General features: G+C 73.6%; 9 protein-coding genes and 2 pseudogenes. 5 read left to right on the top strand and 6 right to left on the bottom strand.

What is annotated here, in order from left to right; genetic code table 11:
* Positions 1-11 precede the first annotated feature (11 nt).
* Positions 12-11,528 (top strand): annotated as a pseudogene (locus OHS58_RS19870) (amino acid adenylation domain-containing protein); the annotation flags it as partial.
* Between the two features lie 222 nt (positions 11,529-11,750).
* Here the strand turns inward: OHS58_RS19870 and OHS58_RS19865 are convergent.
* Positions 11,751-13,022 carry a helix-turn-helix domain-containing protein gene (locus OHS58_RS19865; RefSeq protein WP_442875548.1) on the bottom strand — a complete coding sequence of 424 codons (1,272 nt, stop codon included), beginning with the start codon at positions 13,020-13,022 and terminating at the stop codon, positions 11,751-11,753.
* Between the two features lie 180 nt (positions 13,023-13,202).
* On the opposite strand from OHS58_RS19865, the gene OHS58_RS19860 reads away from it, so the two are divergent.
* Positions 13,203-13,433, top strand: a complete 231-nt coding sequence (locus OHS58_RS19860; protein WP_326954352.1) for a hypothetical protein — start codon at positions 13,203-13,205, stop codon at positions 13,431-13,433.
* A 104-nt stretch (positions 13,434-13,537) separates the two neighbouring features.
* Here the strand turns inward: OHS58_RS19860 and OHS58_RS19855 are convergent, their stop codons facing one another.
* A complete protein-coding gene (locus OHS58_RS19855; protein ID WP_328649386.1) occupies positions 13,538-16,387 on the bottom strand; it encodes an AfsR/SARP family transcriptional regulator in 2,850 nt (949 codons plus the stop codon).
* Between the two features lie 51 nt (positions 16,388-16,438).
* Positions 16,439-16,849, bottom strand: coding sequence for a nuclear transport factor 2 family protein (locus OHS58_RS48800; protein WP_442788228.1), 411 nt, complete (start codon positions 16,847-16,849; stop codon positions 16,439-16,441).
* A 230-nt stretch (positions 16,850-17,079) separates the two neighbouring features.
* Between OHS58_RS48800 and OHS58_RS19850 the strand changes: the two genes are divergently transcribed.
* Both OHS58_RS19850 and OHS58_RS48795 read left to right on the top strand, forming a co-directional pair.
* Positions 17,080-17,856, top strand: a complete 777-nt coding sequence (locus OHS58_RS19850) for an endonuclease I family protein (RefSeq protein WP_328649385.1) — start codon at positions 17,080-17,082, stop codon at positions 17,854-17,856.
* A gap of 224 nt (positions 17,857-18,080) precedes the next feature.
* Positions 18,081-18,158: pseudogene (locus tag OHS58_RS48795) on the top strand (hypothetical protein); the annotation flags it as partial.
* 62 nt (positions 18,159-18,220) lie between these two features.
* On the opposite strand, the gene OHS58_RS19840 reads toward OHS58_RS48795, so the two are convergent.
* Positions 18,221-18,799 (bottom strand): HD domain-containing protein, encoded by a 579-nt coding sequence (locus OHS58_RS19840; RefSeq protein WP_328649383.1) that lies wholly within the window; start codon positions 18,797-18,799, stop codon positions 18,221-18,223.
* 71 nt (positions 18,800-18,870) lie between these two features.
* Between OHS58_RS19840 and OHS58_RS19835 the strand changes: the two genes are divergently transcribed.
* Positions 18,871-19,833 (top strand): GlxA family transcriptional regulator, encoded by a 963-nt coding sequence (locus OHS58_RS19835; protein WP_328649382.1) that lies wholly within the window; start codon positions 18,871-18,873, stop codon positions 19,831-19,833.
* A gap of 3 nt (positions 19,834-19,836) precedes the next feature.
* Here the strand turns inward: OHS58_RS19835 and OHS58_RS19830 are convergent, their stop codons facing one another.
* Entirely contained in the window at positions 19,837-22,641 is a 2,805-nt protein-coding gene (locus tag OHS58_RS19830) for an NACHT domain-containing protein (RefSeq protein ID WP_328649381.1), read from the bottom strand.
* A 56-nt stretch (positions 22,642-22,697) separates the two neighbouring features.
* Positions 22,698-26,291: a discoidin domain-containing protein gene (locus OHS58_RS19825; RefSeq protein WP_328649380.1), complete on the bottom strand. Its 3,594-nt coding sequence runs from the start codon at positions 26,289-26,291 to the stop codon at positions 22,698-22,700.
* Positions 26,292-26,300 lie beyond the last annotated feature (9 nt).

Below are 26,300 nucleotides of genomic sequence, written 5' to 3'. Positions count from 1 at the left end.
AGGGATTTCCCGTGCGTCCGTTGTCGTTCGGCCAGCAGCGCCTGTGGTTCCTGGACCAGCTGGAAGGCCCCAGTGCGACCTACAACGTCCCGTTCCCGCTGCGCCTGCGCGGCCGCCTCGACCGCCGCGCGCTGCGGCAGGCGGTCGCCGACGTCCTCGGCCGGCACGAGGTCCTGCGCACCGTCATCCCGGTCGACGGCGGCGTTCCCGGCCAGCAAGTCCTGTCCACTGTGGACGCGATCGAACGGCTGATCTTCGACGTCCGGTCCGGCGACGATCTCGCCGAGACGATCGCCCGGCCCTTCGACCTCGCCGCGGACCTCCCGCTGCGCGTCACGCTGTTCGAACTCGGCCCGGACGAGCACATCCTGCTGCTCGTGCTGCACCACATCGCCTGCGACGGCTGGTCGCTCGGCCCGCTCGGCCGCGACCTGGCAAGCGCTTACGCGGCACGGCTCGACGGCGAGGCGCCGGACTGGGAGCCGCTCCCGGTGCAGTACCTGGACTTCGGCGAGTGGCAGCGCGAGGTGCTCGGCACCGAGGACGACCCGGACAGCCTGCTCTCGGCCCAGCTCGCCTACTGGACCGAACGGCTCGCGGGCATCCCCGAACGCATGGTCCTGCCCGCGCATCGCACCGGCGGCACGACCGGCGCCGCGGGGCTCGTCGAGATCGACATCCCCGCTGACCTGCACGCCCGGCTCGTCGCGGTGACGCGCGCCGCGCGCTGCACGCCGTTCATGGGGCTCCAGGCGGCGCTGGCCGCGGTGCTGCACCGCTGGGGCGCGGGCGACGACATCGTGCTCGGCACCCCGGTGGCCGGCCGCGGCGAGGAAGCCCTGGAAGACCTCGTCGGGTTCTTCGTCAACACCCTGGTCCTGCGCACCGACCTGAGCGGTGACCCCGGTTTCACCGAACTCCTGGCCCGGGTCCGCGACACCGGCCTCGACGCCTACGCCCACCAGGACGTCCCCTTCGACCGGCTGGTCGACCGCCTCGGCGCCGGCCGGTCCGCGCACCCGCTGTTCCAGGTCATGGTCGTCCTCCAGCACGACGACGGGACGGCGCTCACCCTGCCCGGCCTCGACGTCCAGCCGGTTCCCTTGGACCTGGCGACCGCCAAGCTCGACCTCAGCGTGGTCTTCGCCGAGCACGCGGACGGCGTCTCGTGCCAGTTCGAGTACGCCGTGGACCTGTTCGAGAAGTCCACTGTGGACGCGATGGCGGCCATGCTCGTGCGTCTGCTCGACCTCGCGCTGTCCGATCCGGACCGTCCATTAGGGACGCTCGATCTCGCGCGGGTCGACGCCGTGGCACAAGAAGCCGCCCCCGAGATCTCGCCGGTGACCTTCCGCGGCGCCCGGACCGCCCGGGAAGAGATCCTCTGCGCGCTGTTCGCCGACGTCCTCGGGCTCGACACCGTCGGCCTCGACGACGGCTTCTTCGCCCTCGGCGGCCACTCCCTGCTCGCCACCCAGCTGATCAGCCGCGTCCGCACGGCGTTGAGCGCCGAACTCGGCGTCCGCGCGCTCTTCCGCGCCCCGACCGTCGCCGGGATCCTCGCCACCCTCGACGCCCAGGCGCCCGGCCCGGTCCGCCCGGCCCTCACCCCGCGACCGCGCCCGGCCCGCGTGCCGCTGTCGTCGGCGCAGCGGCGGCTGTGGTTCCTGGCCGGGATCGAGGGCCAGGACCGCGCGTACAACATCCCGCTCACCCTCGGGCTCACCGGGCCGGTCGACGTCCTCGCGCTGGCCGCCGCCTGCCGGGACGTCGTCACCCGCCACGAAACCCTGCGCACGGTGTTCCCGGTGGAGAACGGCGAGCCGTGGCAGCACGTCCTGCCGCCCGGTGAGGTGCTCGAAGTCGTCGAGTGCGCGCCGAATGAGCCGGCCGTACTGGCCGAGGCGGCCGGGAGTGCCGCGTTCGACCTGGCCCGCGAGATCCCGCTGCGCGCGCGGCTGTTCCGCGCCGGCGACGAGTCCGTTCTCGTGCTCTGCCTGCACCACATCGCCGCCGACGGCTGGTCGACCGGCCCGTTGATGGCCGATCTCGCCACCGCGTACACCGCCCGGCTGACCGGGCAGCCGCCGACGTGGTCGCCGCTGCCGGTCCAGTACGCCGACTACGCGCTCTGGCAGGCCGACCTGCTCGGCGACGAGGCCGACCCGGACAGCCTGGCTGCTCGCCAGCTGCACTACTGGACCGAGACGCTCACCGGGCTGCCCGACGAACTCGCGCTCCCGGCCGACCGGCCCCGCCCGGCGATCCCCAGCTACCGCAAGGACGTCGTCTCCGCCGACGTCGACGCGGCCACCCACACCGCGCTCAAGGCTATGGGCCGGGACAACCAGGCCACGTTGTTCATGGTCGTCCAGGCGGCGTTCGCGCTGCTGCTGACCCGGCTCGGCGCGGGTGAGGACGTCCCGATCGGCACGCCCGTCGCCGGCCGCGGCGAGGAAGCGCTCGACGACCTCGTCGGCTTCTTCGTCAACACCCTCGTGCTGCGCACCGACACCTCGGGCGCGCCGACGTTCCGCGAGCTGCTCACCCGCGTCCGCGACGCCGACCTCGGCGCCTTCGCCCACCAGGACCTGCCGTTCGAGCGGGTCGTCGAAGAACTCAACCCGCCGCGCCTGCTGGCTCGGCACCCGCTGTTCCAGGTGCTGCTTTCCTTCCTCGGCAACGAGACCGCCGACGGCGAGTGGACCCTGCCGGGCCTGACCGTGACGGCCGGGGACACCGTGTCGGGCACCGCCAAGTTCGACCTCGGCCTGACGGTCGAGGATCGCCACGCCGGGCTCGGCTGCAGCCTCGAGTTCGCCACCGACCGGTTCGACCGCGCCACCGCGCAGGACATCGTCGACCGGCTCGTGCGTCTCCTGCAGGTGGTCGCCGCGAACCCGGAGTCGCGAGTGGACAGTGCCGACTTGTTGTCCGATGTGGACCACCGGCAGCTGGCGCAGTGGAACGACACCGCGGCGCCGGTCCCGGCCGCGACGCTGCCGGAGCTGTTCGCCCGGCAGGTGGCACGGACGCCGGACGCGACCGCCGTCGTGTTCGAGGGCGACTCGCTGACGTACGCGGAGTTCGACGTCCGGGTGGACCGGCTCGCGCGGGCCCTGAGCGGCCGGGGCGTCCGGCCCGGCGACGTCGTCGCGGTGCAGCTGCCGCGCTCGATCGACCTGGTGGTCGCGGTCTACGCCGTGCACCGCGCCGGCGCGGCGTACCTGCCGGTGGACCCCGGCTACCCGGCCGACCGGGTGGCGTTCATGCTCGCCGACGCCCGGCCCGCGCTGGTCCTCACCCCCGGCACGGACCTGGACGGCGACGGCCCGCTGCCCGCCGTCACCCCGGACCACCCGGCCTACGTGATCTACACGTCGGGCTCGACCGGCCGCCCCAAGGGCGTGCTGATGTCGCACGCCGGGATCGCCAATCACCTCGCCTGGATGCAGGCCGAACACCCGCTGACCGGCGGTGACCGGGTGCTGCAGAAGACGCCGTCCAGCTTCGACGTCTCCGTCCTCGAGTTCTTCCGCCCGCTGCTGGCCGGCGCGACCCTGGTCGTCGCACGGCCCGACGGGCACCGCGACCCCGCGTACCTCCTCGACACGATCCGCGCCGAGCGCATCACCGTGCTGTACGTGGTGCCCGGCATCCTCGACGGGATCCTCGGGCTGTCCGAAGAGGACTGCCCGGCGCTGCGGCAGGTGTTCTGCGGCGGCGAAGTCCTGACCGCCGCGCTGGCCGATAGCTGCGCGACGACGTTGACCGCCGAGCTGATCAACCTCTACGGCCCGACCGAGGTCGCCGTCGACGCCACCGCCCACGCCGTCGGCGCCGGACCGGTGACGATCGGCGCGCCGGTGTGGAACACCCGCGCGTACGTGCTGGACGGCCGGCTGAGCCCGGTGCCGCCGGGCGTGCCGGGGGAGCTGTACCTGGCCGGCGCGCAGCTCGCGGACGGCTACCTGCACCGCGGCGGCCTGACCTCCGACCGGTTCCTCGCCGACCCGTTCGGCGGGCCGGGGGCGCGGATGTACCGGACCGGCGACCTGGTCCGCTGGACCACCGGCGGCGAGCTGGACTACCTCGGCCGGACCGACGAGCAGGTGAAACTCCGCGGCCTGCGCGTCGAACCCGGCGAGATCGCGGCCGTCGCCGCGGAGTACCCGGGTGTGCGCGAGGCGGCCGTCGTCCTGCGCGAGGACCGGCCGGGTAACCAGCGCCTGGTCGCCTACGTCGTCGGTGACGCCGACCCGGACGCGCTGCGGGACCACGTCGCGGCGTTCGTCCCGCGGCACCTCGTGCCGTCGGCGTTCGTGACGCTGGCCGAGCTGCCGAGGACGCCGAACGGCAAGCTGGACCGCAACGCGCTTCCCGTGCCGGATCTCGTCACCGGAGCCGTGAGGGAACCGCGTGACGCCCGTGAAGAGATCCTTTGTGGACTCTTCGCCGACGTCCTCGGTGTCGAGCGAGTCGGGATCGACGACGGCTTCTTCGACCTCGGCGGCCACTCCCTGCTCGCCACCAAGCTCGTCAGCCGGATCCGCGCCGCGTTCGGCGCGGAGATCGGCATCGGCGACCTCTTCGACGCGCCCACCGTCGCCACGCTCGCCCCGCGACTGTCCACAGCGGACGCCGCCCGCCCGGCGCTGCGACCGCTGTCACGTCCCGAGCTGATGCCGCTTTCCCCCGCGCAGCAACGGCTGTGGTTCATCCTGCAGTTCGGCGACGACACCGGCGCCTACGACATGCCGCTCGCGCTGCGGCTGCGGGGCGAGCTGGACCGGGACGCGCTGAGCGCGGCCCTCGGCGACGTCGCCGCGCGGCACGAAGTCCTGCGCACGATCTTCCCGTCGGTCGACGGCGAGCCGCACCAGGTGGTCCTGGCCGGCTGGCGGCCGGAGCTGACGGCCCCCGAAGCACGGCCGTTCGACCTGACGTGCGAGCCGCCCTTCCGCGCGTCGCTGGTCGCCGACGCGCCGGACGACCACGTGCTCCTGCTGACGCTGCACCACATCGCCGCTGACGGCTGGTCCATGGGCCCGCTCGTCGACGACCTCACCGAGGCCTACACCGCGCGCCGGGACGGCCACGCGCCGGAATGGGCGCCGCTGCCGGTCCAGTACGGCGATTACACGCTCTGGCAACGGGATCTGCTCGGCGACGCCGACGATCCGGCGTCGTTGCTGGCCGCCCAGCTGGCCTACTGGCGGGAGCAGCTCGCCGGGATCCCGGACGAGCTGGCGCTGCCGTCCGACCGGCCGCGCCCCGCGGTGGCGTCCCACCGGGGCGACTCGGTGCCGGTGGAGATCGGCGCCGAGCTGAGCGACCGGCTGCGCGCGCTGGCCGGCTCCGCGCAGGTGACGCTGTTCATGGTGCTGCAGGCCGCGCTCGCCACCGTGCTGACCCGGTCGGGCGCGGGCGAGGACGTCCCGATCGGCACGGCCATCGCCGGCCGCACCGACGAGGCCCTCGACGGCCTCATCGGGTTCTTCGTCAACACCCTCGTCCTGCGCACCGACACCAGCGGCGCCCCGAGCTTCCGTGACCTGCTCGGCCGCGTCCGTGAGACCGACCTCGCCGCCTACGCCCGGCAGGACGTCCCGTTCGAGCGCCTGGTGCACGAGCTGAACCCGGCTCGGTCACTGGTCCGGCACCCGCTGTTCCAGGTGTTCCTGGTCCTGCAGAACACCGGCGACGCGGAGCTGAGCCTGCCGGGCCTCGACGTCACCTCCGAGGTCCTGGACTCCGACGCGGTGAAGTTCGATCTCGGCCTGAACCTTGCCGAGCACACCGGCGGGATCACGGGTTCGCTGTCCTTCGCCGCCGACCTGTTCGACCACGCCACCGCCCACGCGCTCGCCGACCGGCTGGTCCGGCTCCTCTCCGTCGTCGTCGCCGAGCCGGACACCCCGGTCGACCGGATCGATCTGCTGTCCGATGTGGACCGCCGGTCGCTCGCGGAGTGGACGGCTACCGAGGCGCCCCTTTCGTCGGAGACGTTGCCGGAACTGTTCTCCCAGCAGGTGTCGCGGACGCCGGACGTGACGGCGGTGGTCTTCGAGGGCGAGTCGCTGACCTACGCCGAACTCGACGCCCGGATCGAGAACCTGGCCAGGGCGCTGAGCGGCCACGGTGTCCGGCCCGGCGACGTCGTCGCGGTGCAGCTGCCGCGGTCGCTCGACCTGGTCGTCGCGGTCCACGCCGTCCACCGCGCCGGCGCGGCCTACCTGCCGGTCGATCCCGGCTACCCGGCCGAGCGGATCGCTTTCCTGCTCGACGACGCACGGCCGTCGCTGGTGCTCACCGAGGAGACCCGCCTGACCGGTGACGGGCCGCTGCCCGCGATCACCGCGAGCCACCCCGCGTACGTGATCTACACGTCCGGGTCGACCGGGCGGCCCAAGGGCGTGCTGATGTCGCACGCCGGGATCGTCAACCACCTGGCGTGGATGCAGGCCGACTACCCCCTCGGCCCCGGCGAGCGGGTGCTGCAGAAGACGCCGTCCGGCTTCGACGTCTCGGTGTGGGAACTGTTCTGGCCCTTGCTGACCGGCGCGACGCTGGTGATCGCGCGGCCCGACGGGCACCGCGATCCCGCGTACCTCCGGGACGTGATCCGCGCCGAACGCGTCACCTTGGCGCACTTCGTCCCGGCGATGCTGGAAGCGTTCCTCTCCGAACCCGGCTCCGGCGAAACCCCGCTGCGGCAGATCTTCTGCGGCGGTGAAGCGCTTGCCCCGGCGTTGGCCGAGCGGTGCGCGGCGACGCTGTCCGCGCGACTGTCCAATTTCTACGGACCGACCGAGTTCGCCGTCGAGGCGAGTCATCATCCCTTCACGTATGGAGAATCCACTGTCCCCATCGGACGTCCGGTGTGGAACACCCGCGCGTACGTGCTCGACGGGCGGCTCGCCCCGGTCCCGCCCGGCGTGCCCGGTGAACTCTGGCTCGCCGGGATCCAGCTCGCCGACGGCTACCTGCACCGCCCCGGCCTGACCGCCGAACGGTTCGTGCCCGACCCGAGCACGCCCGGCGCGCGGATGTACCGCACCGGCGACCTGGTGCGCTGGACCCACGCGGGCGAGCTGGAGTACCTCGGCCGCACCGACGACCAGGTCAAGCTGCGCGGGCAACGTCTGGAGCTGGGCGAAGTCGCCGGCGCGGCGGCTCGGCACCCGGGTGTCACGCAGGCCGTCGCCGTTGTGCGGGAAGACGCCCCGGGGGACCGGCGCCTCGTCCTGTACTGCACCGGTGACGCGTCCGGTGTCCGAAGCCATCTCGCGACCGTCCTGCCGGAGTTCATGGTCCCGGCCGCGGTCGTCGCGCTGACGGAGTTCCCGTTGACCCCCAACGGGAAGATCGACCGTCGCGCCTTGCCCGTGCCGGACGCGGAGGCCGGCTCGTACCGCGCGCCGCGGGACCCGGCCGAAGAGATCCTTTGTGGACTGTACGCCGAGCTGCTCGGTGCCGGCCGGGTCGGGATCGACGACGGCTTCTTCGACCTCGGCGGCCACTCCCTGCTGGCGACCCGGCTGATCAGCCGGGCCCGCACCGCGCTCGGCGTCGAGCTGGGCATCCGGGACCTGTTCCAGGCGCCGACCGTCGCCGGGCTCGCGGCCCGGATCGACCACGGCCGGCCCGTCCGGCCCGCGCTGCGCCCGCGTCCGCTGCCCGACCGGATCCCGCTGTCGCACGCCCAGCACCGGCTCTGGTTCCTCAACCAGCTGCACGGCCGTGACGCCGGGTACGCCGTCGTCTGCGCGTTGCGGCTCACCGGCCAGCTCGACCGCGGGGCCCTGGCCGGCGCGCTCGCCGACGTCACCGGCCGCCACGAGTCCCTGCGCACGATCTTCCCCGAGCTGGACGGCAGCCCGTGCCAGCAGATCCTGGACGTCTCCGAGAGTCCCCTGGACGTCCGCGCGATCGACGAGTCCGACCTTTCCGAGGCACTCGACGCGGCGGCGGCCGCGACCTTCGATCTGACGACCGACCGGCCGTTCCGGCCCGAGCTGCTCGCGCTCGGCGCGGACGACCACGTGCTGGTGCTGGTGCAGCACCACATCGTCAGTGACGGCTGGTCGATGGGCCCGCTCGTCCGCGACCTCTCGGCCGCCTACACCGCCCGGTGCGCGGGCGAGAGTCCGAAGTGGACACCGTTGCCGGTCCAGTACCGTGACTACGCCCTGTGGCAGCACGACGTCCTTGGCGATCCGGACGACGACGGCTCGATCCTCGGCGCCGAACTGGCGTACTGGCGCGAGCGCCTCGCCGGGCTCCCGGAGGAGCTGGCGCTGCCGGCCGACCGGCAACGGCCCGCCGTGGCCGAGCACCACGGCGATTCGGTGCCGGTCGAGATCGACGCCGGACTCCACAATGGACTGCGGGAGCTGGCGCGCGACGGCGGTGTCACGCTCTTCATGTTGCTGCAGGCCGCGTTCGCCGTCCTGCTGAGCCGGCTCGGCGCCGGGGACGACATCCCCATCGGCACCCCGGTCGCCGGCCGCACCGACGAAGCCCTCGACGACCTCGTCGGGTTCTTCGTCAACACCCTGGTCCTGCGCGTCGACACGGCGGGGGAGCCGACGTTCCGCGAGCTGCTCGCCCGCGTCCGCGAAACCGACCTCGGCGCGTTCGCGCACCAGGACGTCCCGTTCGAGCGGCTCGTCCACGAGCTGAACCCGGCCCGGTCGCTGGCCCGGCACCCGCTGTTCCAGGTGCTGTTCGTGCTGCAGAACGCCGACGACGCCGACCTCGAACTGCCCGGCCTGCGCGTCAGCGGCGAACCGGTCGCGGTGCGGACCGCGGCGTTCGACCTCGCGCTGTCGCTGCACGAGCTGGACCCCGGCCGGGCGTCCGGCATCGGCGGCGGGCTCACGTACCGCACCGACCTGTTCGACCGCTCGACGGTCGACGGCATCGCGGCGCGGCTGGTCCGGCTGCTGACGGCGGCGGTCGCGTCGCCGGACACCCCGATCGGCGGCCTGGAGCTGCTGGCACCGGGGGAGCGACGGCGGCTGCTGGCCGCGCCGGATCCGGTGGACTTCGGGCCGTGGCGTGCGGTGCCGGACCAGGTGGCCCGCGTCGAGGGCGTCGCGGTCGTGTGTGAGGACGGCGAACTCGGCTACGCGGAGCTGAACCGGCGCGCCAACCAGCTGGCGGGGTACCTCGGGATCGCGCGGGGCACGCTGGTCGGCGTCTGCCTGCCGCGCGGGCCGGAACTGCTCGTCGCCCAGCTCGCCGTGTTGCGGGCCGGGGGCGCGTACGTCCCGCTCGATCCGGGTTATCCGGCCGACCGGCTGGCGTACATGCTCGCCGACGCCGCCGCGCCGATCGTCATCACGACCACCGCGCTGGCCGCGCGGGTGGCCGGCACCGCCCGCGTGTTGTGCCTCGACGCGGAAGCCGCCACCATCGCGGCCCAGCCCGTCGAGGCGCCGCCGGTGTCGCTCAGCCCGCGCGACGCCGCGTACGTCATCTACACCTCCGGCTCGACCGGCAAGCCGAAGGGCGTGGTCCTCGACCACACCGGCCTGGCCCACCTTTGTGCTTGGTACCAAAGAGAATTCGGCGTCACGGCTGCCGATCGGGGCGGGCACGTGGCCGCACTCGGGTTCGACGCCGCCGTCTTCGAGACCTGGCCGCTGCTCACCGCGGGCGCGTCGGTACACCTGCCGGCGCAGCGCGTGCTCGACGACACCGGCGCCCTCGCCGAGTGGCTCGCCGGGTCCGGGATCACCGTGGCGTTCCTGCCCACGCCCCGGCTGGAACTCATGCTCGACGAACCCGGGTTCGCCGGCCCGGACCTGCGGGTCGTCGTCGCCGGGGGTGACCGGCTGCGGCGCCGTCCGTCGGCCGGAGACGGCTTCCGGCTGGTCAACGGCTACGGGCCGACCGAGTGCAGTGTGATGGCCACCGGCGGCGACGTCACGCCGGACGGCGACGGGCCGCCCGGCATCGGCGGGCCGGTGCCGAACACCCGGGTCTACGTCCTGGACCGGCGGCTGAACCCGGTGCCGGCCGGGGTACCGGGGGAGCTTTACCTGGCCGGGGCCGGGCTCGCGCGCGGTTATCTCGGCCGCCCGGGCCTGACCGCGAGCGCGTTCGTCGCGAACCCGTTCGGCGGGCCGGGGGAGCGGATGTACCGCACCGGTGACGTCGTGCGGTGGCGGCGCGACGGCGGGCTCGACTTCCTCGGCCGGGCCGACCAGCAGGTCAAGGTGCGCGGGGTGCGGATCGAGCTGGGCGAGATCGACGCCGTGCTCGGCCGCTGTCCCGGCGTCCGGCAGGCGGTGACGGTGCTGCGTGACGACCGGCTCGTCGCGTACCTGGCCGCGGATTCCGGCGTCTCGCCGAAGTCCCACGCCGAGGCGTTCCTGCCCGCGAACATGGTGCCGTCGGCGTTCGTCGTGCTGGACGACCTCCCGCTCACCCCGAACGGGAAGCTCGACCGGACGGCGCTGCCCGCGCCGGCCCGGGTCGTCGCGGCGGGCCGCGCGCCGCGGACGGCCCTGGAACGCGCGCTCTGCGGGCTGTTCACCGAGGTGCTCGACGTGCCCGAGGTGTCGGTCGACGACGGCTTCTTCGACCTCGGCGGCCACTCGCTGCTCGCCGGGCGGCTGATCAGCCTGATCCGCCGGGAACTGGGCGCGGAGCTGGGCATCCGGGTGCTGTTCGAGACCCCGACCGTCGCCGGCCTGGCGCGGCGGCTGGGTACCGGCACGGCCACCGGCACCGACCGCGACGAGCTGGCCGTCCTGCTGCCGCTGCGTGCGGACGGCGCGGGGGCGCCGCTGTTCTGCGTCCACCCGGCGGCGGGCATCGGCTGGGTGTACTCGGGCCTGCTGGCGCACGTCGACCGGCCGGTGTACGCACTGCAGTCGCGCGGCCTGACCCAGCCCGACCGCCGGCCGGGCACCGTCGACGAGCTGGTCAAGGACTACCTGGAGCAGATCCGCCGGGTGCGCCCGCACGGGCCGTACCACCTGCTGGGCTGGTCGTTCGGCGCGCAGGTCGCGCACGCGATGGCCGCGCAGCTGCAGGAGCAGGGGGAGGAGGTCGGGCTGCTGGCGATGCTGGACGGCTACCCGCCTTCGGGTGCCGCGCCGTCGGATGAGCCGCTCGCCGCGTTGCTGGGCTCACTCGGCCACGACCTCTCGGCGCGGCCGGACTCGGCGCCGCTGGAGCTGCCGGAGTTCCGGTCGATCCTGCTCGCGGAGGGCAGCCCGCTGGCCGCGCTGGCGCCGGGGGCGGTGGACGCGTTGCCGGAGGTGTTCGCGCACAACAGCACGCTCGCCCGGACGCACCGGCCGAGCGGGTTCGCCGGGGACGTCCTGTTCTTCCGCGCCACGGAAGGAAAGCACGCCGGTTCGCCGTCACCGTCGGCGTGGGAGCCGTACGTCGAGGGGCGGGTGGCGGTGCACGAGGTCGCGGCCCGCCACGGCGAGCTGATGCGGCCCGGATCGCTGGCCGGCATCGGCCCCGTGGTGGCGGCGCGGCTGGCCGAGGCAGGCTGGTCGTGAGTGGTTAGGGCGGTTCTAACCGCCCTAACCACTCACGACCGGGACAGCGCTGGTCCGCGCCAAGCAGGCCCGGCACCCCGGCCGCCGCAGGCCAACCCCGCCGCACCAGAAGTCACACGCGCCACACCGGTACCGGTCGTGAGTGTTTAGGAGGGTTCTAACCCTCCTAAACACTCACGACAAGCCGCGGCAGACCCGGCAGCCCCAGCCGGCGGAGGCTTGTCAGACCGCCAGGCGGTGGTCCAGGCCCAGGGCGTTCACCAGGTCCAGGGTGCGGAACCGGGTGCGGTCCGGGCCGGCCGGGCGGATCAGGCCGTGCTGGACCAGGCGGCGGACGAAGCGGGCGCCGGCCGCGGCCGGGATTCCCGTCAGGCCCGCCACGTCGACCACCGACCAGCCCGCGTCGAGGCCCGTCAGGCGGGCCAGGAGGGACACCTCGGCCGCGTCCAGGCCGCGGACCGCCGAGTCGAGGGTGTCACGGAGGCCCGGCAGGTGGTCCGCGGTCAGGGCGAACGGGTCGGTCCGGACGTGCTCCAGCACGGCCGCCGGCTCGTAGACCAGGAACCAGCAGGCGGCCGCCTCGAGTGCGGCCGGGATGCCGTCGAGACGGCGGCAGAGCGCGGCGACGTCCGCGGCCGTCGTGCGGTCGAGGGTGAACCCCGGCCGGACCTGGCGGACTTCGCGGACCAGCAGCCGGACCGACGGCACCGCCGCCAGCGCGACCGGGTCGTCGGTGCCGGGCTCGGGGACGGCGAGCGGCGTCAGCGGGAAGACCCGCTCGCCGGGCAGGCCGAACGGCGCCGGGGCGGTGGCCAGGACCCGCAGCCCGCGGCATTCGCGCAGCAGGACGGCCAGATCGTCCAGCCGGACGCGGTCCGGTTCGTGGCCGTCGAGGACCAGCAGGGCCGGGCGGTCGCCGATGAGCACGGCGAGGTCGCCGGGCCCGCCGGTTCTCAGCAGCGGGTTCCGCTCGGACGACCACAGCACGAGGACGCCGCCGGACTCGTGCACGCCGCCCGCGACCTCCTGGGCCAGCCGGCTCTTGCCGACGCCGCCCAGCCCGGTGATGGTCACCAGCCGGTGGCTGCCCGCGGCCAGGAGGTCGTGGACGGCGGCGACCTCTTCATCACGGCCGAGCAGCGCGTCCAGGGGCGTGGGCGGTGGTGCCGGGTCGGCGCACCGGAGCCGCAGGTCGCCGGCCGCGACGTGGTAACCCGCCGCCTCGAAGTCGGCGCGTTCGCGGCCCCGCAGGCCGAGGCCGTCGGCGATCAGCCGCACGGTGTCCCGGCGCGGCCGGTGCGCCCGCCCGGACTCGAGATCGCGGATGGCGCGAATGCTCACCGTGGACAGGTCCGCCAATTGACGCTGGGTGGCACCGCGTTTTGTGCGATGCGCCTTCAGCAGTTCACCGAATTTCCGCTGCACGAATCGTCCGTTCCTGTCAGCGCCGTTCCCGATCACGGGGCCCGGCTGTCCGGATGCGGTTTCCACCATGGGACGAGCATCGTGAGCACGGCTATCCCGGCGGTATCACGGAGCCACTGCGGGGGCGATAACCCGGACGATAACGACTGTGACACCCACGCGATAGCGGCGCGATGCCGGGCTTTCCTAACGTCGGTGGGGCAGGTAGCGCAGAAATTCATCAGCTCACGAACGAAAAGAGAGACGACGGTGCGTATTCTCCCGGCCCTCACCGCGATCGCCGCGGCGGTTCTCCTCCCGGTCCTCGCCGCCACGACGGCCCAGGCGGCGCCCGCGGACACCCCGTGGACGGCGACGGCCACCGATACGCCCTGGAGCACCGCCCCGGCCGACACCCCCTGGGCGGCACCGTCGGACACCCCGTGGACCGGCACCGGCGACACGCCCTGGACCGGCACCGCGTCCGACACCCCGTGGTGACCCGGCCGTCGCCGCCCACGCCCGTCGTGAGTGGTAATTCGGGTTAGAACCCTCATTGCCACTCACGACAACCGGCACCGCGCACAAGCCGGGCGCGACCCCGGTCACCCAGGCAGTGCCTGCAGGGCCGCGAGGTCGGCGCGTACCCCGTCATCGGGTGCGCCGCCGGTGATCCGCTCGTGCAGCTCCAGCGCCTCCACCAGCAGCCGTTCCGCCGTGTCGCGGCGGCCCAGCTGCGCGTGCACCAGGCCGAGCCGGTGCAGGATGCGCGCCTCGCCCGCGAGATCGCGGGCCGCGCGGGCCCGGGTCAGCAGCTCCGTGAGGACCTCGGCGGCCTCCTCGTGCCGGCCCTGGCGCATCATCAGCCCGCTCAGCCGGTACCGCAGCTGGACCTCGACGCGCGGTGTCCCCGTCCGGTCGCAGATCCGCAGCGCCTCGGCCAGGTACGTCCCGGCCCGGTCCTCGTCACCCGCGTCCAGCTCGGTCTGCGCGAGCCGGCCGAGCACGTACGCCTCGCCGACCGGGTCCCCGGCCACCCGGAACTCGATGAGCGCCCGCTCGAACCGCGCCTGCGGGTCCGCGCCGCGAGCCTCGTCGACCAGGGCCAGGTTGCGGTGCGCCATCGCCTTGCCGTGGGCGTCGCCGAGATCTTCGAACGTCGCCAGCGCGCGGGCGAGCGGCTCGGCCGCGGCGTCCGGGTGCGCGCGGCTCAGGTGCAGGGAACCCAGTGAGCACAGCAAAGCCGCTTCGCCACGGCGGTTGGCCGCCGCGCGGACGGCGGTCAGGGCCTGCCGGTGCGTGCGCTCCCAGTCGTCGAAGTAACACCGGTTCTCGAACAGCGCGACCATCGTGACGGCGAGATCCCAGGCGTGCTCGTCGAGCCCGGCCTCGGCGGCCAGCGCGACGATCGAGCACAGGTTGTCCTGCTCGTCCTCGAACCACACCAGCGGGTCCGCCAGGATGCGGTCGACGGCGCCGTCGGGCGGCCGCAGCCGCGGCGCCGAGCCGTGCAGCACGGTGAAGTCGCCGCCGTAGATCCGGTGGTGCGCCTCGCACGCCAGGCCCAGCCAGCCGCTCGCGACGCGGGCGAGCGCCGCGCGCCGGCCGCTCGCTTGCTCGTGCTCGTCGAGCTGCTCGCGGGCGAACAGCCGGATGAGGTCGTGGAAACGGTAGCGCGGGCTGCCGTCCCGCTCGACCGCCGAGATCTCCAGCATCTGCGCGTCGACGAGCCGTTCGAGCAGGTCGGCGGCCTGCAGCGGGTCGACCTCCAGCAGCGCCGCGGCCACCCACACCGGGAAGCTGAGCCGGTCCAGGGCGCTGAGCAGCCGCAGCAGCCGCCGGGCGTCGGCGGCCAGGCCGTCGTAGGTCAGCGCGAGGCTGGCGCGCACCATCAGCTCGCCGTGCGCGAGCTCGTCGAGCCGGCGGCGTTCGTCGGACAGCCGTTCCAGCATCCACGCGAGCGACCAGCTCGGCCGCGCGGCGAGCCGGGCGGCGACGATCCGCAGCGCCAGCGGCAGCCCACCGACGAGCCGGACCAGCGCGGCGACGGCGGCCGGTTCGGCGGCCACCCGCTCCGCCCCGATCATCATGGCGAGCATCCCGGTCGCCTGGTCCGGATCGAGCACGTCGACGTCCAGCACACCGGCTCCGGCCAGCCCGGTGAGCCGGACGCGGCTGGTCACCAGCACGACGCAGCTGGCCGTGCCCGGCAGCAGGTCGCGGACCTGGCGCTCCGACCCGGCGTCGTCGAGCACCACGAGCATCCGCTTGCCCGCCAGCCGGTGCCGGTACATCTCCGCGCGTTCGTCGACCGAGCCGGGCACCGCCGGGCCGGGGACGCCGAGGGCGCGCAGGAACCGGCCGAGCACGTCGAGCGGGTCGGCCGGGTGGGCCCGGGTCCCGCCGAGGTCGCAGTAGAGCTGGCCGTCGGGGCAGTGGTCGTCGGCGATCCGGTGCGCGATGTGCACCGCGAGCGCGGTCTTGCCGACGCCGGGCTTGCCCGCCAGCACCACCACCGGCGTCGCGCGCCGGCCCGGGTGGCCGAGCAGCAGCTGTTCGGTCTGCTCGATGAGCGCGTCACGGGCGGTGAAGTCGGCGATGTCGGTCGGCAGCTGGAACGGCACGACCGGCGGGTACGCCGGGGCCGCGGGCGCCTCGGGTGCCGGGCTCCGGCGCAGCCCGGCGTCGTCGGCCAGGATCGCGGACTCCAGCCGGCGCAGCTCGTCCCCGGGCTCGAGGCCCAGCTGGTCGACGAGCAGCTCGCGGCCGACGCGGTAGGTCTCCAGCGCCTCGGCCTGGCGCCCGGCCCGGAAGAGCGCGAGCATCAGCCGGCCGCGCAGCCGTTCCCGCAGCGGGTTCGCCGTCACCTGGCTGGCCAGCTCGCCGATCAGCTGGTGGTGCCGGCCGAGCCGCAGCCCCAGGTCGAAGTGGGCTTCGAGGGCGTTGAGGCGTTGCTCCTCGAGGTGGCTGGCCTTGGCCTCCAGCAGCCGGCTGCCGGTGCCGCTCAGCGCGGGGCCGCGCCACAGCGCGAGTGCCGCGTCGAGCAGCCGGGACGCGTCTTCGAGCGCGCCCGCGCGGGTCTGCTCGGCGGCGGCGGAGACCAGGTCGGCGAACGTCCGGGCGTCGAGCTGCCCGTCGGCCACCAGCAGCTCGTAGCCGGGGCCGCGAGTGACGAGCGTGTCGGGGCCGACGGCGTCGGCCAGCGCGCGCCGCAGCCGGGAGACGCAGATCTGGACCTGCGTCCGCGCCGTCGCCGGGGGATCGTCGTACCAGATGGCCTCGATGAGCTGGTCCAGGCTCACCACGCGGTTCGCGTCGACCAGCAGCGTGGCGAGCACGGTCTGCTGGCGGCCGGGCGGGATGCGGAGCTCGCCACCGGCGACGTCCCGGATCTCCAGGGGACCGAGGATCCGGTAGACGGGCTGCTCGCCGGAGGGCACGCTCGTCGAACTCACACTGTTCCTCAATGACTGTTCCGTGGCCGGGGAGGGCCGGGCTTCCCCGCCTCACCCGACCGCTCGTGAATTTCCCCCGGAACGGAAGTCTGTCTTCTGGGCCGTGATAAGCCCATAGTCCGAAAGCGTGAAGCTGTCGACGAAGGCGGTATTTGTACGCCCGCCGTTCGGCCCAGTCGTGGTTAAGTCGCCGACCGTCACCACCTCACCGTGCGTCACCGTCACTCTGTGCAGGGTGTGCCGCCGTCCGGGTCGGGCCGCGCGGAATCTTTCGATGGCGCAGCGACCCCGTAACGGCGCTATTCCGGGATAGTGCAAAACGGCGTCGGCGGTGAAAAGGGAACCGTATCCGTCGATGTCCCCGATATCGAGGTAGTGGTAGCTGAGCCGCACGTGGTCGATTCCGAGTGCGACGGCGCCGGCACTCGGCCGGGCGTGTTCCCCTGCTCCCGCAGGCGCCATTTCGGCGTCCCTCCACTGAGTCGTCCCGGGGTCGGCCCGCGACCGGGGCCGGCGGGTGCGCCCAGTCTGGCCGGGCCGGCTTGCGGGCCGCTATCCGCGGGCTATCCCGCCGATCGTTGCAACCGGCCCTATTGACACGTATGGCAGTCTTTTTCCAACTAGACGGACAACGTGTCAACACTCGTCTCGGGCCAGGTTCGGGCGGGTGTCTCTGGGGAGAGGAACCGTCCATGCGCACACCCCGCCGTATCCCGGTGATCCTCGCGCTCGGCGCGGTCGTCGGGGCCACGTGCCTGGCGCCCGCCGCGGCCGCGGCACCGGCCGACGACTACTACCAGGCCGCCCTCGGCAAGACCGGCGCCGAACTCAAGACCGCGTTGCACGGCATCATCAGCACCAACACGAAACTGACCTACGACGAGGTGTGGGACGGCATCAAGGCCGCCGACGAGGATCCCGCCGACCCGGCGAACGTCATCCTCATCTACAGCGGCCGTTCCCAGGCGAAGACCGCGAACGGCGGCGATCCGGACCAGTGGAACCGGGAGCACGTCTGGGCGAAGTCCCACGGCGACTTCGGCACGGCCACCGGGCCGGGCACCGACCTGCACCACCTGCGCGCCGAAGACGTCTCGGTCAACGCGGAGCGCGGCAACAAGGACTTCGACGACGGCGGCTCCCCGGTCGCCGAGGCTCCGGACAGCCGCACCGACGAGGACTCCTTCGAGCCGCGCGACGCCGTCAAGGGCGACGTGGCGCGGATGGTGCTCTACATGGCCGTCCGCTACGACGGCACCGAGGGCTATCCCGATCTGGAACCCAACGACAGCGTCGACAACGGCTCGGCGCCCAACATCGGCCGGCTCTCGGTGTTGCTGGCCTGGAACGCCCAGGACCCGCCGGACGCCGCCGAGCAGCACCGCAACCAGGTCATCTACGACCAGTTTCAGCACAACCGCAACCCGTTCATCGACCACCCGGAGTGGGCGGCCTCGATCTACGGCTAGCTCCGGACGCGGGTGACGAGGTCCCGCACCGTGGCGAGGACTTCGTCGGGGTGGTCGAGGTGCACGCTGTGCGTCGCGCCCGGCCAGCTGACGACGTCCGCGCCGAGGGCGGTGGCGAGGCGGTCGTGGGCGCGGCGGACGGCGTGGTCCGGACCGGCCGCGCCGCGCTGCTGACGGCTCTGCGGAGAGCCGAGGAAAGCGCCCGCCTGCTCGGGCACTGACCCATCGCCGGCCGGCTGCTCGACCGCGCCCGCGACGCGGGAGCCGTCCGTCCCGAACTGGCCACCGACGAGCTGGTGCCGCTGATGTGCGGCGGCTCGCACGCGGCCAAGGTCCACGGCGGCGCCCCGGCGGTGACCGACTCTCAGCCGCGTTGGCGCAGCAGCTCCGCCGCGATCGAGTACGGCGGGGCCGCCGCCTTCGAACGGGACGCGTGCTCGACGATCGCGTCCTGGAGGTACCGGTTGCCCGACGGGCGGGGGTACGCGGTGTAGACCTCCCGCAGTGAGCCGGGATCGACGTCGGCGAAGACGCCCGCGTCGGTGAAGATTCCCTTGTGGGTCAACGACGTCAGCAAGCCGCACCGGTCGGCGATGCCCAGCGACGAGTGCAGCGCGATCGCCTCCCAGACGCGGTCGACGTCGGCGGCCGCGACGCCGTGATCGGTCAGCGTCGCGGCGGCCAGGTCCGCGCCCTCCACCTCGAACCGCGCCCGGCCGCCCGCCCGGGAACCCAGGCCCAGGTCGTGCAACACGCACGCGGCGAACAGCAGGTTCTCGTCGTAGGCGGCGTCGGTCACGCTGCCTTCTCGCCGTGCCACCAGGCGGGCGAACAGGAAGCTGCGGACGCTGTGGTCGGCGATCGGGGCGCTCTCCGACTCCCGGGCCAGGCGGAGGCTCGCCTCGGCGAGCGGGCCGGTGGGCAGCGCGAGTACGTCGTTCATGACTCCGACCGTAGGAATGAGACGCGGCGCACGAAAGTGGCCCGAGTGCCAATCGGCGCTATGATCGGGCCATGACCACGGCGGACCGGCACCAGGTGGCGGTGCTCGTCCTGCCCGGCGTGCCGGCGCTCGAATTCGGCATCGCGACGCAGATCTTCGCGACGGACCCGTTCTACGAGATGACCGTCTGCACGACCGGCGGGCCCGGGCCGGTGCCGGGTGACGGCTTCACCGTCACCGCCACGGCCGGGCTCGACGCGCTGGCCGCCGCCGGCACCGTGATCGTCCCGGGCTTCGAGGGCGTCGAGACCCCACCGGCCGCCGAGGTCCTGGCCGCGCTGCGGGCGGCCCACGGCCGCGGCACCCGGCTCGTGTCCATCTGCACGGGCGCGTTCGCCCTCGCCGCGGCCGGGCTGCTCGACGGGCGCCCCGCGACCACGCACTGGAAGTACGCCGATCTCCTGCGGCGGCTGTACCCGCGCGTCGAGGTCGTGGCGAACCGGTTCTACATCGACGACGGCGACATCCTCACCTCGGCCGGCGTGACCGCGGGCGTCGACCTGTGCCTGCACCTCGTGCGCCTCGACCAGGGACCCGCGGCCGCCAACAGCCGCGCGCGGTTCCTGGTCGCCCCGCCGCGGCGCACCGGCGGCCAGACGCAGTTCGTCGAGCAGCTGCGCGCCGAGGCGACGGGTGACCGGCTCGCCCCGCTGCGGAGCTGGATGCTCGGCAACCTCGGCGAGGACCTCAGCATCGACGTCCTCGCCCGGCGCGCCCACGTGTCCCGGCGGACGCTCATCCGCCGTTTCCGCGAGGAGACCGGGACGTCGCCGATGGCCTGGCTGGCCGACGCGCGCATCGACCGCGCGCGCGAGCTGCTGGAGACGACGACGCTGTCCGTCGAACGCATCGGCCGCCGCACCGGGCTCGGCGCGCCGTCGTCGGTCCGGGCGGCCTTCCACCGCCACATCGGCACGTCGCCGCAGGAGTACCGGACGCTCTTCCACCACAGCGGCACCCAGCCGGACCCCTGAGCATCAGGCGAGGGCGAGGACGATCCGCTCGGTCGGCGGCGCCTGGCCGGCCGCCCGGCGTTGCAGCAGGGTGACGCCGGCGGCGATCTCGTGGAACGCGGCCCCGAGCTCAGCCTGGTCGTGCGCCCGCATCTCCGCCGCGAGGCACAACGCCGCGAGCCGCAGGGCGGTGGCCGAGTTCGAGGTGAGCGGCCGTTCCCGCGCGAAGACGGGCCGCGCCTCCAGCTCCAGCTTCGCGGCGACCTGGCGGGCCCACGACGACCCCGTCGTGTGCTCCCGCGCCCGGGACACCTTGCCCGCCAACGTCTCCGGGGACTGTGGTGCGGTGGCGGCCGCGGCCCCCGCCTCCTCGGTCAAGGCCGCGGCGAGGTTCTTCGCCCAGGCGGTGGCGGGGGTGGCGGACCGCAGCAGGCCGGCCTGGGCGTGGGCCAGGGCCCGGCCCAGCACCTGGTCGAGGCTGAGCATCCGGATCCGCGCGAGCTCGGGGGTGAGGACGCGGATCAGCGTGCTGTCGAGATCCCGGTCCACGTGCAGGTCGAGCTCGTCCGCCAGATCGAGGACGGCGTCGTGTTCCACCGCGAGGTCGTGGGCCAGCTTCCGGAGCCCGGCCGGCGGCAGGGTGTGGCCGATCGAGCGGACGCGGTCGTTCGGGATCAGCTTGAGCAGCAGTGGCCGCAGCAGGGACGGGGTGGACCGGGTGATGTCGTCGCGCACGTAGTCGACGAGCGTTCGCGCGGGGACGAGGTGGGGGTGGCCGGTCCCGGGGGACAGCCATAGGTCGAGGTCCGCCAGCCAGGCGCAGGGCGCGACCGAGCGGCCCCGGGCCGGGTCGTCGAGCTCCGCGCGCCGGGGCAGGCGGTAGACGGCCTCGCCGACGAGGACGTGGTTGACCCAGCGGACGAAGGCGGCGGCGTCGCTGCCCCGCACGCCGGTGACCGCGGCGTCCGGGGGCGCCGGGGGCCCGTCCGGTGCGGGTGCCCCGGTGTCCAGCCGGTAGAGGTCGTAGAGACCGCCGGTGACCGGCCGCGCGCAGACCCGGCCGCCGTCGCCCACCTGGACCTGCGGACGCAGCTGCCGGGTCAGCAGCACGGCCGCCCGCAGCCGGCGGTGCCCGGCGTCCTCGCCGGGCCGGGCCGCGGGTTCGAGGAACTCGTCGAGCCGGCTGCGCAGCTCCGGGGCCAGTTCGCTGTTCTGCTCCGCGCAGTCGACGGCGAGGGACAGGGCCGTGACGCCGCCGACGCGCAGGCAGGCGCGGACGATCGGGTCGGCGTCGGACTGCGCGGCGTACAGCAGGGTCGATTCGCGCCACCACAGGTCGTCGACCGCGCCGGTCAGGACGTCGACCAGGCCCTTGTCCCGGGTGTGGACGGCGGCGAGGTACTCCTGGAACGTGTGGTGGGCGAAGGAATACAGGCCGCTTTCCCGCTCGACGAGCAGCCCGTTGGAGCCGACGTCGGCGAGGAACGCCTCCGCGGTGAGGTCGCGGGACACCCGCCGCAGCGCCTTCCCGACCTCGGTGAGGACGTCGGCGCGGGCCAAGTCGCGCACCCGGTCCCGCATCATCGAGTACGCCAGGCTGCGCAGCACCATCTCCTTCTTGTCGCCGCCCAGCTCGATCGGGAGCTTCTTGGCTTCCTGGCGGCGCCAGAGCATGACCTGGCAGATTTCGCAGTAGAGGTCGGCGCGGCTGCCGGGCAGGGCGCCGCGGTACCGGTGCACGTTGGCGATCATCGTCAGCAGCAACGGGTTCGCGGTCAGGTCGCGCAGCGCGACCGCCTCGCCGAGCCGTTCGAGCAGGTCCTCGGTGGCGGCCGCGGCCCGGGTCCGCACCTCGTCGGCGCGGTCGCCGGTGCTGTACCGCTCGACCGCCGAGTACCAACCCTCGACGAAGCGCTTCACCTGGTCGTCGGTGAAACTGCGGACCTGCAGCACGGTCGCGCCGCCGATGCCCGTGGTCCGGTAGCCGTGCGGGCGCGAGGTGATCACGAAGTCGTTCTTCAGGTGGTGCTGGATCTGGCGCTCGACCCAGTCCGCGACCTTGCGGCGGTCCTCCTGCCGGGCGACCTCGTCCAGCCCGTCGAGGAGCACCACGCAGTGGCCGTCGCGCAGCCGCTGCTCGAACCAGCCGGGCGGTTCCTCACCGCAGTTCCGCCCGGCGACGCCGCGCACGAGGTCCGCCAGGCCGGTGTCCGGCGCCGACAGCACCGCGTCGACGTGGTCACGCAGGTGCAGCAGGATCGGCACCCGCCGGTGCCGGCCGCGGCGGGCGAGGCAGATCCGCCGCGCGGTGTGCCGCAGCAGGGTGGTTTTCCCGCTGCCGGGCGCGCCGACGAGGGCCAGCACGACCGGCCGCGGCCGGTCGAGGAAGTCCTGCAGCGACTGCCGGTCGGTGGCGTTCGCCCGGAGGTCGGGCAGCAGGCTGTCGGCGACGTCCTGCGGCGGCCGGAACGTGAGGCTGACGTCGACGAACACCTCGTCCAGCTCCGGCGTGTGGAAGCCGATGGTCGCGAGGCCCTTGAGGTCGATGAACCGCAGGCTGCCGAGCACGAACTCCCGGTACCGCCGGCCGAACAGGGACAACCGCCGGACCAGCCAGCGGTCGACGCGGTCCACGATCCGCGCCCGCCACCGCTCGCGCAGCTCCCGCGCGATCTCCCCGGTGACCGTCAGCAGCCCGACGACCAGCGCGTACGCGGCCAGCAGCACGCCCGACAGCACCGGGTGGCCGGCCCAGACCGCCACGACCGCGGGTGCGGCCCCCGCCACCACCAGCGCGAACTTGCCCACAGCTCCGGCACGACTCCCCATGGTGACCAGACGATACGGGGTGTTTCGCCGTTTCGGTGACGTTCGCGGGCGATCCGTCAGCTGGTGCGGCGCGGCACGTTGAGCCCCTCCACCACGAACCGCGGGCGGCCCGACGCGAGGGCGTGGGACGGCCACGACACCGTCACCGCGGCCGTCTCGCCGGGGAGCAGCCACAGGTAGTTCTCGCTGCAGCGCAAGGGAAGGACCCGTGCGTCGGTGCGCGCGTCGCGGGCCGAGACCCGGGCGCCCGCGGTGACGACGCGGCCGGTGTTGCGCAGCGTCACCACAGCCTCGCTGCGGTCGTCGTTACGCCGGACGGGGCCGGCGTGCAGGGAGACGTCGGCCGGGGTCTTGGTCAGCTCGCGCGCGTCCGCCGGAGTGCGGTAGCGCCAGTAGACGTTGCGCGACAGCTCGGCGCCGTCCCGCCCGACCAGCCGCAGGCGCAGCAGGTGCAAGGCCGGCAGCGCGGCGGTGAACGGCACGGCGAAGGCCGCTTTCACCGACGACGCCGGTACCGACACCGGCGCGGTCACCGGCGTGCCGAGCGAGCGTCCGCGCAGGTCGAGCAGCTCCGCGTGCACCGTGGCGCCGCCGAGGGTCCGCGCGGTCTGGTTGACCGCGTGCACCTGCCAGTCCGACAGCCGCGCCTGCACGTGGAGCGGCTCGCAGCCCTTGCGCGCGCCGTGGAAGCTGCCGTTGGTGTCGAGGTCGTAGTCGTAGGTCTGCCAGACCGTGCTGTGGTGCGCCGGGTGCGACATCCACAGCAGCACGCCCGACGCGTCGTCCCACAGGGCCGCGTTGTAGGCCTCGAAGATCGCCCGCATGCTCTCGTAGTTGACGAGCTGGGCCTTCGCGCAGAAGTCGTCGAGCGAGGTCCCCGGCCCGAAGCGGTCCTCGATCGCGCCGCGGTAGGTGTCCGGGTTCTGGCCGCCGCGGGTGCACCAGTCGTGGTGGAACCAGACGTCGCCGATCGGCCACGACGGCTGGTCGCCGGCCAGCCGTCGCATGCTCTCCGCGACGGGCACGGTCGGCAGGCCGATCTCGCTGTGGAACCCGTAGCTGCCGATCGAGTAGGTGTCGCCGTCGAAGTAGCGCGCGGGGTCGATCCACGAGTACGGCCCGTGCCCGGTGACGACGCCGCCGGCCGAGTTGCCCTGGTACCACAGCTCCGGCTGCTGCGCCGCGAGCATCTTCCGCAGCCCGGCGTCCATCGCGGCGGGCGGGTCGCTCTCGTTGGTGGCGCACCAGACCACAATGGACGGATGGTGCCGGTACCGCACGACCGTGTCCGTCGCGATGGTGAGGAAGACGTCGTTGTCCGGCGGGAAGATCGCGTCGCCGGCCCAGAAGTCGTTCCACACCAGGATGCCGTTCTCGTCGCAGGCGGCGAAGAACTCCTCGCGGTTGCTGGACCCGACCCAGTTGCGGATCATCGTGAAGTTCATGTCGCGGTGCAGCGCGACGGCGTCGGCCATCCGGTGGGGGAGCACCCGGCGCAGCAGCTCGTCGAAGCCCCAGTTGCCGCCCTTGGCCAGCACGCGCACGCCGTTGACGCTGATCTGCAGCGGCGTGCCGGAGTTGCTGACCTTCTTGACATCGCGCCAGGTCGCACCGTCGTCGGAGACCTGCACGGTGAACGTCAGCGCGTACGCGGTCTCCCAGGTGAGCACCACGCGGTCGAACGCCACCGCGGCACCGAGGTCCAGCTGGAGCCACTGGTTGTCGGAGTAGCCGGACGACCAGCGTGTGTCGTCACGGCCGTCCACCGCGTTGCCGGCCTTGTCGTTCGCGTTGTCCTCAGAGGACGCCGTCGCGGTTTTGCCCTGCGCGAGGTCCGGTCCGGTACCGTCCACAACGGACAGCGTCCACAGCGAGATGCCGTAACCGGTGGCGCGCTTCCCACCCTGGATCCGGAGGTACCGGGCGGTGGTCCGGTCGAACTCCACCGTCTGCGGCGGCGAGTGGTCGGTGGCCGGGTCGATCACGATCGGCTGAGTCGCGGTGTAGCCGAACTGCCGCAGTCCTGCTTGGACGGTCCGGCGGTCGCTGACCTGGCTGCCGACGCTTGCCGTGGTCGTCAACGGGTGCAACGTCGGATCGCCGTACCCGTTGGGCCACCACAGTTCCGGGCGCCGCAGCCGCAGCGCCGGGTCGGTCGCCGGGGTGAACGTGACGTCGCCCGCCGCGCCCGCCGCGAGGGTGACGCGGCGGCTGACCCGGGCGCCCGCCAGCTCGGCGGCGACCGTCACGGTCCGGGCCGTCGCGGCGGCGTTGCGCACGGGCACGACCAGCGTCACCTCGGCGACCGACGTGTCCGGCAGGTTCGGCAGCCGCGTGTCGACGCGCGGTTCGCCGAGCACGGCGTCGCCGGTCGAGCGCAGCCGGACGTGGTTCCAGATGCCCGCGCCGCGGTCGCGGACGCCGGGCATCCAGTCCCAGCCGCTGATCGAGATGTACCCGGGCAGGTCCTGCTGCTCGGCGTTGGAGTTCAACGTCGAGACGCCGTCCGGGCCCTTGTCGCCGGGGTTGCCCGGGTGCGGCATCGGGTCGATCCGCACGGCCAGCGCGTGCGCGTCCTTCCCCCGCAACGCCGTGGTGACGTCGAAGGCGGCGCGCGCCACCGGGTGGGTGAGCGAGCCGACGGCGGTGCCGTCGACCCAGACCTCGGCGTGGTGGTCGATCCCGTCGAACTCCAGCCAGACGCGGCGGCCGGCGTCGAACCCGCGGGGCAGCGTGAACTCGCGGCGGTACCACCAGCTGTGCCGCGAAAGCGCTTCCGGGGCGCGCATGTTGCCGAACCCGGACGTCGGCTCGGGCAGCTTGCCCTGCTCGACCAGTGCCGTGTGGACGGTGCCGGGCACGGTCGCGGGCAGCCACGTCGACGTGTCGACACCGGCGCGGGCGAGCGCGGCGCCGTCGGCCGACGGCAGCCGCGAGTCCATGGTCAACGTCCAGCCGGACTCCAGCGCGACCGTGCCGTCCGCCGCGGTGACCAGGCCGGGCGGCCGGGTGGTGTGGCGGCCCCAGTCGGTCCAGCCGGTGGCGTCCGGCCGCGGGTGGTCGGACCGGCCGTAGACCTCGAAAGCGTTGACGCCCAAGGGGTTCGCGTTCGCCTGCTGCTTCGCGGTGAGCCGTACCCAGCGGGCCGTGGCCGGCTTCGCCAGCGTGACTTCGACGCGGCCGCCGGGGGAGCCGGTGGCGGTGTGGACGGTCTGCCAGGTGCGGCCGTCGGCCGAGACGTCGAGGGTGAACGCGACCGCGCAGCTGGACAGCACCTCCCAGCCGGTGGTGTTCAGGAACGGGTTGATCCCGGACGCCGGGGTGAACACCGGGTCCGCGGCGGTCGCCTCGAACACCAGGACCACCGACTCGATCCGGCAGGCGGCCTGCAGGTCCACGGCGATCCACTGTGGATCGCCCGCGCCCGCCCGCCAGCCCGAGCCCTTCACGCCGGTCTCGGCCAGGCCGTCGACGGCGAACCACGCCGGCGTCGGCGCGTACGCCGTGGAGGACACCGTCACCGGCCGGTAGCGCGCCAGGTCGGTCGACGCTTGGGCCTCGGCCGCGGCGGGGAGCGCGGCGGGCACGCCGAGCGCGGCGAGCAGCACGGCGTTGGACTGCAGGAACGTACGACGGGACAAACCGCTCACGGTCCGGGC

The sequence above is a fragment of the Amycolatopsis sp. NBC_00348 genome, from assembly GCF_036114655.1.
Taxonomy (GTDB): Bacteria; Actinomycetota; Actinomycetes; order Mycobacteriales; family Pseudonocardiaceae; genus Amycolatopsis.
This window is presented reverse-complemented; position numbering and strand designations above follow the sequence as displayed.

Excerpts from the sequence above, each read along its gene's own strand:
- OHS58_RS19865 (WP_442875548.1), bottom strand. The coding sequence starts at position 13,022 with ATGGTGGAAACCGCATCCGGACAGCCGGGCCCCGTGATCGGGAACGGC.
- OHS58_RS19835 (WP_328649382.1), top strand. The coding sequence starts at position 18,871 with ATGACCACGGCGGACCGGCACCAGGTGGCGGTGCTCGTCCTGCCCGGC.
- OHS58_RS19850 (WP_328649385.1), top strand. The coding sequence starts at position 17,080 with ATGCGCACACCCCGCCGTATCCCGGTGATCCTCGCGCTCGGCGCGGTC.
- OHS58_RS19840 (WP_328649383.1), bottom strand. The coding sequence starts at position 18,799 with ATGAACGACGTACTCGCGCTGCCCACCGGCCCGCTCGCCGAGGCGAGC.
- OHS58_RS48800 (WP_442788228.1), bottom strand. The coding sequence starts at position 16,849 with ATGGCGCCTGCGGGAGCAGGGGAACACGCCCGGCCGAGTGCCGGCGCC.
- OHS58_RS19830 (WP_328649381.1), bottom strand. The coding sequence starts at position 22,641 with ATGGGGAGTCGTGCCGGAGCTGTGGGCAAGTTCGCGCTGGTGGTGGCG.